The following is a 14,390-nucleotide window of genomic DNA, read 5'->3' on the forward strand; positions in this document are numbered from 1 at the left end:
GACGACAGAGAAATTCTCTCGTCTCTTTTTTTAGAGAATACCCATCTATTATTAGTGTTTCACGAAAAAACTCCAAGATCGGATAGTTCGCCTGCCATGCGGATCACGAATATTCCAAGGGTCAAAAAACCTTTTAAATTCGTTCATTCGGTAAACACCTGCACTGGCGCGCGGCGCAAGCGTTCGCGTTCCAAATACGACACAAAAATTAAGACGCGTCAAGCGAGCTTGGAATCACCATGCCCTGCAGGTGCCGTCTGTGTTTTAAACGCAAATCCATCAACATGATGATCTTCAAAATAAGGAATTACTGATTACACAGAGACGTTACTCATGTAACGTGCGAAGGCTTCGGGTCTGAGAAAGAGCAGGATGGAGAAGCATGCGAAAAATCCGCCGAGATGCGCCCAGTAGCCGGTGCTGTATTCCACGCCGTTCATATAAGTATCCAATGCAGGCGGAATCTGGATCAGCAGATAATACAACACGAACCAAAATGCGCGGACTTTGGGCCAGGTGGGAATAAAATAAATGAACCACAGCGTGCGGATATATCCACCGGGGAAGAGTAAAAGATAGGCACCCATTACACCAAAAATAGCGCCGCTCGCTCCAACACCGGGAATGTCCATCTTTGGCATGGCGAGCGCGGTCATCACATCGGAACTGGTTCCGGCGAGGATGTAAAACATCAGGTAGCGCATCGGGCCGCAGGCATCTTCCACGCGGCGGCCAAAGACCCACAGGAAGAGCATGTTTCCCAACAGATGAAAAATTCCGCCGTGCAGGAACATGGATGTGATGGTGGAGATAACACCTGCTCCCTGCCGCGCCCAGATCAAACTGGGCGTGGAACCGTAGACATCAAAGATACGGTCAAGGGTTTCGGTGGGCAGAGTCAACTCCCAGATGAGAATCATTGTGTTGATCAGAATCAGCATCAGGGTTATGAAAGGAAACGCGCTGTATCGGTTGGGTTCAGTGTCATTGATCGGGAACATGCGCGGGCGTTGTCCTATCTAAAAAAGTCGAAATGAAACAGGCGATTAAATGCCGTGAAAAACATCAACAGGAATGGAAGGGAGAGCAGCACCCAGCCGGCGGCCGCCAGTAAAAACGTGCGACCGGGGTTCCACCGGAACCGGCATCTTTAAAAAGCGTGGACCATAGCCGATGGCGCGAGCGGACAGATGCAAACGCGATCATGATGCCGCCGAGTACCACCCAAATAAATCCGATCCAGAGGAACGGCTCGGGCTGTGCCAGCGGATTGATTCCCACGTGCACGAGGAGCAGCATTAAATATAAAAGCGGCGGGCCAGCGGTGAGGCGCGCAACCGATGCGCCTGGAGAGACATGCGCGATGTTTTCGAAACGGAGATTTTCAAGCTGAACAATTTTTCGGTAGATGCTGTTCCCTTTGTTTTTTAACTCGGGACGCAGCAAGGCAAAACCGTAAGTTTCAATCGCCTTATCAATATTCCCCTGCTCTTCATACATGGCCGCCAGATCAAGCGGATTATTTTAAAGTGGCGGATACGATCAATTTCCTGACGGGCTTTGATATCACCCGGCGTGAGGGTTAATAATTTTTCAAGCGCAAGCAGACGGTCTTCCATATCGGTTGACAGGTCTGCAAATAGACGCCACGCTTCGACAGTTGGCGTGGTCCTCTGGGTTACATCGCGGACGAGGGCCAGCGCATCACCACGGTGATTGGACTTGACCAGTTCACGCGCCCTTTGAAGCTGATTCTGTGCGTGGAGTTTTTCTTCGGCGAGCTGCTTTTGTTTTTTAACCTGGAGTTGATCGAGATACTGACGGGCGCTCGCGTGATGCGGATTAATATCCAGAACCATTTCGCAGGCGTAGATGCAATCATCAAGATCATCAAGCAGACCGGTCAGCCACATCCAGGCGATCTCATTGCGCGGATTGATCTCGATAATTTCCAAAAAAATATCCCGCGCCGTTAATTCGTGCCCGGCACGCGCCGCTGAGATGGCCTGTTGAAGCAAGGTGTCTTCCCGCATCATGGACTTTTTCGCCTAGGAGGATGTTTAATTCAAGTTGCCATCTTATTCAATTTCACCGCGGAGTCGCGGAGAGCGCAGAAAAAAAGCCATAAAAACCCCGCGAACTCTGCGGTTCAAAATAGTCTTATAAAGGCTCTTGTCCTAAAGGAGCAACTTGGGTTGTTTACTGTATTTTACACCTCTCAGCCAATTATCTTTTTATAATGCGCATTTTCTTTAACCTGCGATAGATAATTTTTGCAGGAGGCTGATCTGTGAAGCGAGATTTTTAATTGCACTGGCGGACGAGTCGAGTTGGATCTGTTCGATGAAGCGCAAAACCTGTTGAGCGTAACTGCGTTCAATGGGATCCTGACTGACAGCGTTGGCTTTCAATACAGCGAGCGCTTCGGCTTTGTCTTCTTCAGTTTCGAGATAGCCGTAGATCAAATAGGCATCAAATTGCGCGAGTGTCCATTTGTAAATGCGGTCGTTGATATCAAGTTCCTGCTTGAGCTCGTCTGCCAGGGAGTGGATATCTGCTTTTGAAAGAGCGGCAAGTAACAGGTCGTATGATGCGGGTTTGTGGGCCTTCATCGCCACCAGCAGGGCAAGTAAAAATGGGAACATGCGCGTGTTCGGGGGCGTTGTCCGCAAAACGAGGTTGATCTCGGTGAAGCATTGTTCGATGACGCGCAGACTGAAGCGATAGGATTTCGCAAGATGGACGAAGGTACGCATGAGCGATTCACTTTCTTCACGTCCGCTGCGGCGTTTGGCGAAGATCTCCTGAAGCTTGAATCGGTCAAAAAGGAATTTGCAATATTTTTCAACGGTGGGCTCAGGCAGATTAACACTGAAGTCGATAAAGCGTCTGAGATAGCCGTCTTTGTCGATCTCGGTTCCATGCACTGCTTTGACCGATTGCTCCAGCTGGGTGCGGTCAGTGCCGATGACAAAGATAATGCCTTCAACGCTAAAGACCTGTTTGATGCGTTCAAGCAGCAAAATACTGAATTCAGGACGGCAGCGGTCGAGTTCGTCAATGAAGAAGACGACGGGCGTGCGCCTGCCGCCGCCCGCGGACAATGATTTAACGAAGAGGGTTAACTCGGTTTTGAATTCCTGAATCCCGTTCTTGTCACTTTCGTATTGACGTATTTTTTCCTCGGCCAGTTCGGATGCGAAGTTGGCGATCTCACTGCCTTTGGTAAAAAGAATATCGGATGCTTTCCTGACGGATTCCTGTCCGAGCAGACCTTGTGTAGCAATTTGAATCGTAAGCGGAAGCGCGCGGCGCGCGATCTTGCCGCCGAAGTTTTGCAGTTTCTTGATCTGGGCGTTGAACTGTCCCATGAGACTTTTATCGAGCGAGGTTTTGTTGATCTCGCCGATGAAGGCGATCAGCGGATCATCTACGAAGTCATTTTCCCAGGCGTTGAAATAAAAACAGATGTGACCCGATTGTTCCAACTGCGCCTTCCACATTTTAATGAACGTGGATTTGCCCCAGCCCGAAGGCGCTTGAATGCTGATGACGAAGGGCTGATTGGTGGATTGAACCAGCAGGGTTAAATTATCGGCAACTTTGTTGCGTTCCAACTGGTCGTTTTGAAAGGGATTGTTGAGCGGAATGGTCAGTTCTGGGTTTTTCTGCAGCATCGAGTTCACCTACGTTTTTAGAGTTGGAAAACTTTACCACCAAGTGATGGGAATGCGAAGGTGGAAAGGTTTCGTTCTCCATGCGGACATGGGCATCAGACAGTTCCCACATATCCAAGTCTCTAAATAGCAAACACCGGGACATTCATCCCGGTGTTTTTTCTTACCAAAAAGAAGCGCACTCTCTCGTACAACCAACTATTTCTACCGCAAAAAGAAGAAGATCAATTCCCAGTTTCGTTTTCGCGCCAAATGAGTCCTGCCGCCCAGCGCGAGAGAGCGCTGACAATGGCACCAAGATAGATAAAGGTTGTGCCAAATACAAAGGGGAAAAAGATAAGAATACCAAAAAGACCAAGGACAAAACCAAAGTCCCGCCCTGCAGAAGTTTCCATAAAACCGGTTAAGGACAATAAGTATAAGATCCCGACCGTGACTGCGCAGAAAACGGGAATCGCAATATATACAAGCAAGGTATATAAGACTCGCTTGTCCTTTACCTGTATGTTTGCCAGTTTATTATCAACTTTTGCACCCGTCCTGATCAAGAAGATCAAAATGATGGAGGATATAACCGCCAGTGAAATCATGAATATCAGGTGCTGCACGAACGTACCATCAAAATGCCGTAAGGTGGTAAATATGAATACAAAGGATGCAATGACTGCAATCGCCGAAAGGACATTAAGACTGATCTTGGGAAGGTTGTTTTTGTTGACCATGATGCAGAATTCTATTCACACTCATGCGATTTACCAATGCCCCCATGGTGGGAATATTTCTCGTTAACAAGCGCCACTTCGCGCAGCGGTCCGTTGACAATTGCACGGGGATATGGATGAGCATCAATCAGCCCCTCACCTCTTTAAAAAAACAAAAAAATCCAAGGCCAATGGCTTTGGATTTTTTAAGTCACAGATCACCTACACAGCGACCGTCTCAAATGCGACTTTGATTGCATCACCCACATGACCTGTGAAATTCAATTTCTCGAACCCAATCACTTTACCATCACGGTCTTTCATCAGCACAATTTCATCCCCTGTTTCTTCCGCGACATATTCATTGGCAGGATCGCCAAACCAGACGGTAAGTGTATTTCCTTCTCTATCGTAATAAACTTTTACTTGTGCCATATCTGTGCTCCTTCCTTGATCGCGTCTGTTGGATAAGTCGTGATCAAAAAGCCTGATTCACCTGTTTGTTTGGAAACTGCGCAAATCCATCTCTTTTCACGTTCTGCTTTATAAAATAAATAAACATCCTCATCCGATTTGCTTTGACGAATTTCGTCTGGGTTTTCCAAGGCGTTTCTGACATCATCTTCACGCCCAGACATCACGGGATGTTTTACACTGACAATTAAATCCCAATATCCTTGTGTTACGCGGACATAAAACCCAAGCGGAGTCATCACTTCAAATAAGACATCTTTGTTATCAGTCATATAAATATCCTGCCTTTATTTTACCCTACCAGCCTTCCCCTACACGCGGACATGGCTCCTCATTATTCAGCTTTCCCACCATTGAGATTTATCCACGTCTCAGCACCCTACAATGCGGACAATATGCAAATCGATTCGCCTACTCTTCCGCTATCACTCAGATTTTTTAGATTGAGCGCGCACAACTTTCATTAGCAATATTAGGTAATCGAAATTTCATTTTCCCTATCCTAGCAGAGTGAGGGTCGCTTAGATCGGCTACTGTGATTTTTTACCTTAGGAACAAAGACTGTAGTCTTATTATCTCTTTCCAATTCTTTTAAGATATTTGTTAGTATTTCAGAGAAATCTGGTACAGACTTAATTTTATCTATCACAACTATTTCACTACTCGAAGGTATTAATTTATTTCTCTCACTTTTGTATACTTCTCGCCAATCTCCAACATAATAGTGATACTGGATTTCAGACTTTCTTAAGTTTGGAAAGTTTGACATTACTTTATCTTGGCTTACTCCACTTAAAAAAGGCCATAATGTTATTCGTCTAACAGCCTTTATTGTATTGGAGTATCTACCAAGTTCATCAGGGAGTCTTTCCCATGACTCAAACGCACGGGAAAAGATACTGCGTGGATAAAACCATTCAACATTTTGCTTCGAGAGACTTTTAACACAGGAAAAACAATTAAGTACAACAAGTGTTGTCCCAATTTGTTTCCACGCTACAGAGAATGAAAATGGCCCTTTAGTCCAAATCAATTCTTTATTTCCAAATTCAGTTTGAACCACTTTTTCCATCTGCTCAAAAACTACTGAACATTTTTCAGAGACCGAAAGAACTGAAAACTCGTAACGGGCCCTTTTCCTTGCTTCTGTTTCCTCTGACGTATTAACCGGTTTTTTTGAATACTCTAACCGTGGGAGGCGGGTATATAGCAGTTTTAAGTAAACTTTGAATATTTTCATCTGTTAATTTTGAATTCTGGACACTCGCAAAGTTTTTTACGTCATCAGAAACGCCAAATATTAAATAGCTACTAATGTTTCCATTATTAGCCATTGCACATATATCTTTAACTAACTCAGCCTTTGGGTATTCTAATTTAGAAGCAAACGCATGAGACTCAAACTTGAAATCAACATTCGTTTGCTCCTTATTAACTAAAAGTTTCTTAAATTTTTCATATTCCATGTTTCCTCCCTACCCACCGAATCCCAATTCCTTCATACTCTCTGCTTCACTCTTTTTCCCCTTTCCTCCAAGCAGTTCCTTCCAAAACGCATCATCATACCTGCGTGACTTGACAGGCAGCGGCATCGGCACGCCCCAGCCAAGCAAAAGGACTTCCTCTTTCGGTTGGAGTCGCGCCAGCATACCGCGCAAAGCGTCCCGTCCAGAAAGACCCGAAAGCACGGCTTGAATATCCAGGTCATCGCCGAGCCAGCCGCTGATACGCGTCCCCAACTGACTCATCACCTCGTCATAAATTTGCGACGGGCGCTGGTCCACGATCAGCAGGGTCACATAATATTTGCGCAACTCACGCGCGATGGTCGCGAAGGTCGTCTGCGCCGCCATCTCACGATTCAAAAGTTTATGCGCTTCTTCAACAACGATCACCAACGGCCTTGGCTCACTCTTGCCGTGTGTTCTGAATTCATTGGTCTTCTTTTCCCACGCCGCGCGGATCTTGCGCGTCAACAAATTCGACACTAGCAAATAATCCAGATCGCTTTCGCAGTCGCCATACGAAAGCACCACATGCTGACCATTCTCCAGCGCGTCGATAATATTCTTCACACTGTCCGCGGCGGGCTTCTCAACAATATACGCCGTATTAAACAAGCGACGCAATTTATCATGCAGAGCCTCGGCCGCCATCACATTCGCGCCATGCGCATCCGCCCACGCCGCCACACTATCAGGATGCGGCACCTTCTTGATCTTGCCCTTCTCATCCTCGATCTCCACCTCTTCACGGTTCATGGCCTTGAAGCGCGCAAACCACTCACTCTTAAACGTCCCATACAACGCGTTCAACGTGGTGGGCGTCGTCTCTTTCAGATTCAATTCACGGCTCAACGTTTCAATATCCGCTGTGGATATGTCTCCGGTTGAGATTTCCAAATTAAAATCAGGGACTTGCCCTCTGATGGTTGCTCCTGCTCCCAAGCCGACGATTCGTACCTTCGACTTGAACTTGGTCTTTAATCCCGTAACGGGCTGTTTCGTGTCTGACGCCACATCGTCAAAACCATATTCGTTGTGCATGTCCAACACCAGCACCGAAGCCTTGTTGTAATGCATCAAGCCCGCCAGCACCAAACGCGTCAAAAAAGACTTCCCCGTACCCGTCGCCCCAAACACCCCCGACGACCTCTGCACAAACTTCTCCATATCAATGCAAACAGGATGTCCCTGCTCGCGGGTGTAGCCGATGATAAATTTACCGTCCGCATTCGGGTCGCCAAAGATCTCAGCGATGTCGCCCTCGTTCGCCATCCGCACCTGCGAATGATGCGGCGGAATCGTCTTCACCGGAATCGGGTGTGGAACTTTATCGCCAAGCTTCTTGACCCAAATATCATACTCAGCCGAAGCGGGGTCAGGTCCGCGCTCGAGCATCAAGGCCGGCAGCACTTCGAGATTTGTGTAGAGCGTCTGTCCATGCAAAGCCTTGGCCAACACAGCCGGCAATCGATCAGACTTTTCATCTGCAAACCTATCATCTGTCGCGCCCAGCTGCATATCGGTCACAAGGCCATAGAAATGATAGTCCCCGCTCTCGATCACCACAAACGCCCCCTCCTGCACCGTCAACGGGTCCACTGTAAGACGTACCCGGAAAGACTCCTTGAGTCCGCCGCCAACTACATAGCCGATAATTTTATTTTCCATAATAGCTCCGTTAGATTTTCGATTTTAGATTGATGATTTTTGATTGAGGTGCGCTCGTGCGGTTTTGATGGAGGCGGTGAAAATGGCAACCAGTTCGTCAGCTTCCTTCATCAAGTCTTTGAGTTTTTCGGCGGGAACGATTCCTGCCTCTTGCAGCATTTCCATCCAATACATACATTCATCGGCTTCCTCGAGCGAAATGCCAGCCTTGGCAACAAAGTCAGCTTTTGAACGACCACGACATGCAGCGCGGTAGTTCGCTCCCACCGACAATCCTGATCGCAAAAGTTGATTGCCTATCGTCCTTGCTGTTTGTGTGCCAGGTAAAGACTCTACCAATCGAATCACACGCAACCCGAACTGTTTCGTTCTCTTTTTTAATTCAGCCTCGTTCATTGCAGACTCCTGTGCTTGAAGACCAATCTAAAATCTCCAATCAAAAATCTAAAATACGGTATTCTATCCTTCGTGTTTAATAGGTTTTTGCAAGAATCCCAATACCACCACCGCCGTCAATATCACAAACAAAAACGGAAAAGAATTCTCCAGCACCACCGGCCTTGCATTGGACGGAAACAAGGTCGCTGAGTACGCAAACGAAGCGGATGTGATCAACACGATGGAAAGTATCTTCGCCCACAGCGCATCGCGCACATCCTGAGCGGACATAACCAACACGAACGGCGCAGCGAGCAGCGGCAGGTTGTAATCATGGCTGATAGCGGGGAGCATTAATCCCCCGATCAGGCAGGCCATTAATAAACTGGCATTGATTCCTTTTTCATTTTGAAAATATGCTTTGCCGAGAACGATAAAGAAACAAGCAAAGAAATATAGATACAGAAAACGCTCAAGCCAGCCCGGCGCGGACGCAAGATTGGCAACGAAAGCGTAGATCGAGTGGTTATACATCAACTCGTGGGTGGCGCCGCTTTCGATGATGTGACTAAAGAACAGGGCGAAGTAGGAATATCCCAGCAGGAAAAGCAGGGCAATGTTTGCAATACCCAACGCCGCAAACCGTTTGATAATTCCCTGCCAATCACGCCAGTCGTCCACGAACATCACGACAAAAATAGCGGGGAAGAGTTTAAGCTGAATGGCGATGCTGAATAAAATATAAGCAAAGATTCGATAAGACGGAAATTTATGAAAAATATAAATCGCCGCAACAGTCAACATCATCGCGATGGTATAGAACTGCCCCGTTTCCAACTCGAATTGCAGTCCATACGAAAAGATGGAGACGGCAAAAACAAAAAAGATCAGCAGGCGGTCTTCCTTCTTGCGCATCCACAGCGGAAGAAAAAGATTCAGAAGCAGGTAACTCGTCAGCGTGAGGGCTGTCACCGTGTAAAAATTAGCAGGATAACGTAACAGCAACAAGGGTGTGAAAAGAACCGTGGTCAGGGCGGGGAAAATATACTTCGGTTCACGTCCGCCCTCGAACCAGACGCGGATGTGGTCGAGAGTCAGGCGGGTATCGAAGCCGATATGTTCGCGCTCGGGTAAATATCCGCCGGGATAGTGAAAACGGCCTTCGGGATTTAAGAAAGTGGGGAAAATAAAAAATGCAAAATACGCGATGACAAAACCCAGCACGACCCATGTAAACACGGGTTGATTAAGAATCCTGTCGGCCAATCCGCGCCAAAAATTTGCGGGGAGCGAATGCCCATTGCGCTGACTGATAAAAAGCCCCACACCCAACAAAACGATCAGCACGCCAACTTCTGCGGCGATGATTTGCACAGCGGGAATACCGCCCCGCTTCCCCAACCCGATAAAATCAGCGAGAATGGAAAGCGCGGTGAGCAGTGTGCCAAAGATAATTAGCAGGACGGGGAATTTATTTTTCATAAAATTTATTCACCACAAAGGAGCACAAAGGTTTAATGCTCTTTCCTTGGTGTCCCTTCGTGACACTTTGTGGTTTAAAGGTTTTTTTAAGCAACCTCGCTCAAAGCTCCCAGCACAGACATCAATGTCGGGTAATCATCACGCAGCAATGTGATCACTTCCTGAGTCGCAGACTCGATCCACTTTCCACTTTCCGCGCCTCTGGCTTTGCCTGCCTGCAAAATATGCGCCGCGAGTACTTCGCCCACAGGTACATCCTTACCATTCAATATGTGACGGAAATACCCGAAGCGCTCGGTGAAGCGTGCAATATCTTTATCATCGCATAAATAAATTACATCCAAACTCAAGGGCGGACGTGGCGGCAGCAGATGATGCACCTTTCCATCCTGTTCATAGCCCACGGCCAGCACAGACATTTCAACGGGCACAATACGGCGCTCACGGTTGTCTTTCATCACTTCCGCGCTGACATTATCCGCGGTGACAAGTTGGCGCACCAGCCCGTCATCGTCAATGTGAATATCGTGGATCAGGCCGTACACTTGATAGCCCTCCCCCAACGGAGCGCGGACCAATGCGCCAAAGGCCGGCACGGTCAATTGAGATACACGGCAGCCGGCGATGAAGCCAGTTGTCCCTGCACGAAGTAAACGTCCGATTTCGATTTGTTGTGTCATTGTTGCATTCTCCGTAGGGGCGGGGCTTGTCCCCGCCCGTTATTGTTGCATATATACAAGGACGACCACAAGGGTCGCCCCTACGATTACATTCTTGTTCTGCCCTGCAAATCCTTTGCCGATTGCTTATTCGAACCATCGTCCATGTCTTCGCCCTGATTGCGTAATTCCATGGACAGCATTTGCTCGATCTGCTGTTTCTCTTCCATTTTGACAACGGCGGTTTCGTGTGCGCGATGCAATAAATATGGATAGGGCTTGCTGCCCATCATGCGGCATTGCTCAACCAAAACGCTGTGCAATAGATCCAATTTTGTCTTATCGTCTGCCACCCATTTGGGGATTTCAACCCGCACAGGCCAGGGGTGTCCTTCCGTGCCAACATTAAGATAGAAGAAGTGCAATGAGAGCACGCCTGTATATTTTTTTTCAGAGCTGGATTGAATCCCAAAGACGGCCGAGCGGTGACCGGGCGGCAGCAGCGGATTTTTATGCTCGCCATATAACCAGCGGTCACTCACGCCACGCAGCGGGTGGAATTCTTTCATCTTTTGAATTTGTTCATGGTCGGCTTTTGCGATCTCAAGCAGACGTATTACTAGGTCGGCGGAGGGTTTATCTACATAACCGGCTGTGACCACTCCGCGCTCTTGCAAGCGGGAGAGTACACCGAGATATTTTCGAACGACTTCATCATACGAATTCGCATCTTCGCCTTTTGCGCCCCATAATTCAATTGGACCATCGGTGAAGGTAACCACGGAACCCTTCAAGCCTTTGGATAATTTCTCCAGCTTGGTGCGCTCGTCGAGGTCACGTTTTAAGGCCACCATACCGTCAGACATGGGAAAGCCGTTTGGCAAAAGGGCGTCGCCGTAGAGCAATTCGGTATCGGTAAAAATTTCGGGCGTTTCGCCTGAGTTAAGTCTCATCTGGATCGCGCCCACGTTGACCACGCAAAACTGGATCGCGGCGTGACGATCAGGGTTGATCTGCGAACCGTCAGCGGCGATTAATGTCACATCGGAGGCAGGAGCAGGCGCGGGGTAGGAGGATGCGAGATTCTCATTAACCGGGTAAGCACAGCGGATGTTGGGGTCGGCCTGTTTGGCAGAGTCCACTTTGGCGCGCAGCGCATCCAATTGAGAATCATAAAGGCCAACAACTCACGCGCCGATGCTTGCGCCTCTTCTTTTTTCTTACGGCGTTCCTTCGCGTTTTTACCGATCTCTTTTATTTGAACGAATATTTGCTGGTAGTCTATTGGCATGTTTTTTCCATTAGAACATTTGTGCAAAATTTTAGCCGTAAACAGGCTAAAATACAAGTATGCGATTCGGGAACTTTTTTTTAGGCCCGTCGTCATTAGAGCAACACCATATATCAAGGAGATTTAAAATGCGTACAAAATTTTTAGTTTTTGCAGTTTTGGCCTTTGCCCTCGTGCTAAGCGCCTGCGGCCCAACCACCATCAATCAGGAAGCTCAACCCGTCAGCCGCACCATGAACGTCAACGGGGTCGGCACCGCTTATCTAACACCTGATATTGCCTACATCTACATTGGCGTACACAATGAAGGCGCAACCGCCACTGAAGCCGTGGATGCAAACAAAGTACAGACCAAAGCCGTGCTTGATGCGCTCAAGAAAGCCGGCGTAGCCGATAAAGATCTGCGCACTACAAATTTCAGTATCTATCCTTCGCAGCAATACGGGCCAGATGGCACAGTCATCGGTACGATCTACATGGTCGATAATACGGTCTATGTCACTGTGCGCGATCTCGATGGCCTTGGCAACCTGCTCGATGACACCATCAGCGCCGGCGCCAACAGCATCAACAGCATTCAATTCGACGTGGCCGATAAAGCCGCCGCAATAAAGGAAGCCCGCGCCAATGGCGTGGCAGATGCCAAAACACAGGCTCAGGAATTAGCTGACGCCGCGGGCATTACCCTCGGTGAAATTCAAAACATCAGCTATTACGATAACAGCCCCTACCCCGTAGCGGATGGAAAGGGCGGCGGTGCATTCGCTGCGGATTCCTCCGTCTCGATCCAACCCGGCCAGTTGACCATTTCCGTCTCGGTCAGCATTACCTACGCGATCAAATAACGCTTCACACTTAACGTTGAACCTGCTCCTGTTTCGAGGAGCAGGTTCTTTTTTTTAGCCCCTTCGGATCGCGGACTTCAGTCCGCGTTTTATGTGCCAACGAAAAGATCATGTCATCCCTTCGGGATTTGTGAAATTCTTGCATCACATCTATAATCATTTCACTCCTTCGGAGTTACATTTGCATAAAGTAAGTTGATCATTGAGATACAGGCCAGTCTCCCCCAAATGCGATGCTCGTCGCATTCGGGGGAGATGCCGCAAAGCGGCAGGGGGGCAGGTTATAATCTCGAAATCATTCTCGCTTAAGGAGCTACAACATGCTTAAAGTTGGATACATCGGTCTCGGATTAATGGGCAAATCGATTGCCCGCAATATTCTTAAAGCTGGCTACCCGGTTGTGGTCCACAACCGCTCACGCGCCGCCGTGGACGAACTCGTCGCAGAAGGTGCAATCGCCGCATCGTCACCGGCCGTGGTCGCCGCACAAGTGGACATTATCTTCACCAACCTGCCCGATTCGCCGGATGTTGAAAAAGTAGTATTGGGTGAAAGAGGCATCATCGAAGGCGCCCACGATGGACTGATCGTGATCGACAACTCCACCATCAAGCCGGCCACCGCGCGTTTGATCGCAGAAAAACTCGCCATGAAAGGCATCTACTCGCTCGATGCGCCCGTCTCCGGCGGTGACATTGGCGCGCGCAATGCCACATTAACCATCATGGTCGGCGGTGACGCATCTGCGTTAGAGAAGGTGATGCCAGTGCTTCAAGTCATGGGCAAGACCATTACCCATGTCGGCGATGCGGGTGCGGGGCAGGTGGCGAAGGCCGCCAATCAAATCATGGTCGCGGCGCAAATGGTTGCCATGGGCGAGTTACTCGTCTTCGCAAAGAAAGCCGGTGTGGACCCGCGCAAAGTAGTAGACGCGATCAAAGCCGGCGCCGCGCAATGTTGGGCCTTGGATATCAAAACGCCGCGCCTGTTCGATGGTAACCGTGAACCAGGATTTAAATCCTATATGCAATTAAAAGATATGAACATTGTTTTCGAAACTGCGAAACAATACAACGTCCCGATTTCGGCAACCGAAGAGAACACAAAGCTCTATCAGCAAATGATCGAGATGGGCATGGGCGAGCTGGATAATTCCGCGGTGCATCTTTGAGTTTTGTGCCTTCGTGGTCAAGATATGATGGACATAAATCACCCCGCACCAGACTTTGAATTGCCCGACCTTAACGGCGGGCTTCATCGTTTAAGCGACTATCGCGGAAAGATCGTCATCGTTAACTTTTGGTCGTGTGAATGTCCGCATTCAGAGCGGACGGATAAGGCGATCATGGCGATGTTCGTGCAGTGGCGCGACGATGTGGTAATGCTGTCGATTGCGGCGAATCGAAGCGAGAATGTTGAGGCGGTGAAAACTGCCGCTGACGCCCGCAGCCTGCCAACGGTCCTGATCGATGCGCTGTGTGTCGTCGCGGATTTATATGAAGCACAGACAACTCCGCACGTATACGTCATCGACCGGGATGGAATCCTACGCTACCGTGGCGCAATTGACGATGTCACCTTTCGCCAGCGGACTCCATCCCGCTTCTTTCTGGACGAGGCGGTTGAGTCGCTGCTCGAAGGGCATTTGCCCGCGCTGACGGAATCTCCGGCATATGGCTGCGCCATTGTGCGAGAAGTTTGATAGAATC

General features: G+C 48.7%; 16 protein-coding genes and 1 pseudogene. 3 read left to right on the plus strand and 14 right to left on the minus strand.

The genetic code is table 11. The annotated features are described in order from the left end of the window. Window positions 1-314: 314 nt before the first annotated feature. The 14 genes from IPL71_RS24945 to IPL71_RS25010 form a co-directional block, all read right to left on the minus strand. Window positions 315-1,001, minus strand: coding sequence for a rhomboid family intramembrane serine protease (locus tag IPL71_RS24945; protein ID WP_345326377.1), 687 nt, complete (start codon window positions 999-1,001; stop codon window positions 315-317). Between the two features lie 64 nt (window positions 1,002-1,065). After that, complete coding sequence (locus IPL71_RS24950) at window positions 1,066-1,446, minus strand: BPTI domain-containing protein (RefSeq protein WP_345326378.1); 381 nt, start codon at window positions 1,444-1,446, stop codon at window positions 1,066-1,068. Further along, the gene (locus IPL71_RS24955) at window positions 1,428-2,036 is read right to left on the minus strand and encodes a hypothetical protein (RefSeq protein ID WP_345326379.1); all 609 of its coding nucleotides are present in this window, start codon (window positions 2,034-2,036) and stop codon (window positions 1,428-1,430) included. Before IPL71_RS24955 ends, IPL71_RS24950 begins: the two co-directional genes overlap by 19 nt. Before the next feature lie 216 nt (window positions 2,037-2,252). Further along, complete coding sequence (locus IPL71_RS24960) at window positions 2,253-3,677, minus strand: KAP family P-loop NTPase fold protein (RefSeq protein ID WP_345326381.1); 1,425 nt, start codon at window positions 3,675-3,677, stop codon at window positions 2,253-2,255. 224 nt (window positions 3,678-3,901) lie between these two features. After that, window positions 3,902-4,399, minus strand: coding sequence for a hypothetical protein (locus tag IPL71_RS24965; RefSeq protein WP_345326383.1), 498 nt, complete (start codon window positions 4,397-4,399; stop codon window positions 3,902-3,904). 201 nt (window positions 4,400-4,600) lie between these two features. Beyond that, window positions 4,601-4,813, minus strand: coding sequence for a DUF2283 domain-containing protein (locus IPL71_RS24970; protein ID WP_345326385.1), 213 nt, complete (start codon window positions 4,811-4,813; stop codon window positions 4,601-4,603). Then, window positions 4,801-5,124: a DUF4258 domain-containing protein gene (locus tag IPL71_RS24975; protein WP_345326386.1), complete on the minus strand. Its 324-nt coding sequence runs from the start codon at window positions 5,122-5,124 to the stop codon at window positions 4,801-4,803. The genes IPL71_RS24970 and IPL71_RS24975 overlap by 13 nt, the downstream gene beginning before the upstream one ends. A 230-nt stretch (window positions 5,125-5,354) precedes the next feature. Next, complete coding sequence (locus tag IPL71_RS24980) at window positions 5,355-5,924, minus strand: hypothetical protein (RefSeq protein ID WP_345326387.1); 570 nt, start codon at window positions 5,922-5,924, stop codon at window positions 5,355-5,357. A 91-nt stretch (window positions 5,925-6,015) separates the two neighbouring features. Further along, on the minus strand, window positions 6,016-6,318 hold the full coding sequence (locus tag IPL71_RS24985; RefSeq protein WP_345326389.1) for an AlbA family DNA-binding domain-containing protein: 303 nt from the start codon (window positions 6,316-6,318) through the stop codon (window positions 6,016-6,018). 9 nt (window positions 6,319-6,327) lie between these two features. Beyond that, window positions 6,328-8,025 carry a helicase HerA domain-containing protein gene (locus tag IPL71_RS24990; protein ID WP_345326391.1) on the minus strand — a complete coding sequence of 566 codons (1,698 nt, stop codon included), beginning with the start codon at window positions 8,023-8,025 and terminating at the stop codon, window positions 6,328-6,330. A 24-nt stretch (window positions 8,026-8,049) separates the two neighbouring features. After that, window positions 8,050-8,421: a four helix bundle protein gene (locus tag IPL71_RS24995; protein WP_345326393.1), complete on the minus strand. Its 372-nt coding sequence runs from the start codon at window positions 8,419-8,421 to the stop codon at window positions 8,050-8,052. Between the two features lie 63 nt (window positions 8,422-8,484). Then, complete coding sequence (locus IPL71_RS25000) at window positions 8,485-9,885, minus strand: glycosyltransferase family 87 protein (RefSeq protein WP_345326396.1); 1,401 nt, start codon at window positions 9,883-9,885, stop codon at window positions 8,485-8,487. An 86-nt stretch (window positions 9,886-9,971) separates the two neighbouring features. Beyond that, complete coding sequence (locus tag IPL71_RS25005; protein WP_345326398.1) at window positions 9,972-10,565, minus strand: hypothetical protein; 594 nt, start codon at window positions 10,563-10,565, stop codon at window positions 9,972-9,974. Window positions 10,566-10,651: 86 nt separating this feature from the next. Beyond that, the gene (locus IPL71_RS25010) at window positions 10,652-11,707 is read right to left on the minus strand and encodes a DNA double-strand break repair nuclease NurA (RefSeq protein ID WP_345326400.1); all 1,056 of its coding nucleotides are present in this window, start codon (window positions 11,705-11,707) and stop codon (window positions 10,652-10,654) included. Window positions 11,708-11,963: 256 nt separating this feature from the next. Here IPL71_RS25010 and IPL71_RS25015 point away from each other — a divergent pair, with 256 nt between their 5' ends. The 3 genes and pseudogenes from IPL71_RS25015 to IPL71_RS25025 all read left to right on the plus strand — a co-directional run bounded on the left by IPL71_RS25015 (window position 11,964) and on the right by IPL71_RS25025 (window position 14,383). Beyond that, window positions 11,964-12,680 carry an SIMPL domain-containing protein gene (locus tag IPL71_RS25015; RefSeq protein ID WP_345326401.1) on the plus strand — a complete coding sequence of 239 codons (717 nt, stop codon included), beginning with the start codon at window positions 11,964-11,966 and terminating at the stop codon, window positions 12,678-12,680. Between the two features lie 308 nt (window positions 12,681-12,988). Beyond that, window positions 12,989-13,852: pseudogene (locus IPL71_RS25020) on the plus strand (NAD(P)-dependent oxidoreductase); the annotation flags it as partial. A 24-nt stretch (window positions 13,853-13,876) separates the two neighbouring features. Further along, window positions 13,877-14,383 carry a redoxin domain-containing protein gene (locus IPL71_RS25025; RefSeq protein WP_345326402.1) on the plus strand — a complete coding sequence of 169 codons (507 nt, stop codon included), beginning with the start codon at window positions 13,877-13,879 and terminating at the stop codon, window positions 14,381-14,383. Window positions 14,384-14,390 lie beyond the last annotated feature (7 nt).

This window comes from Candidatus Villigracilis proximus, from assembly GCF_016717045.1.
Classification (GTDB): Bacteria; Chloroflexota; Anaerolineae; order Anaerolineales; family Villigracilaceae; genus Villigracilis; species Villigracilis proximus.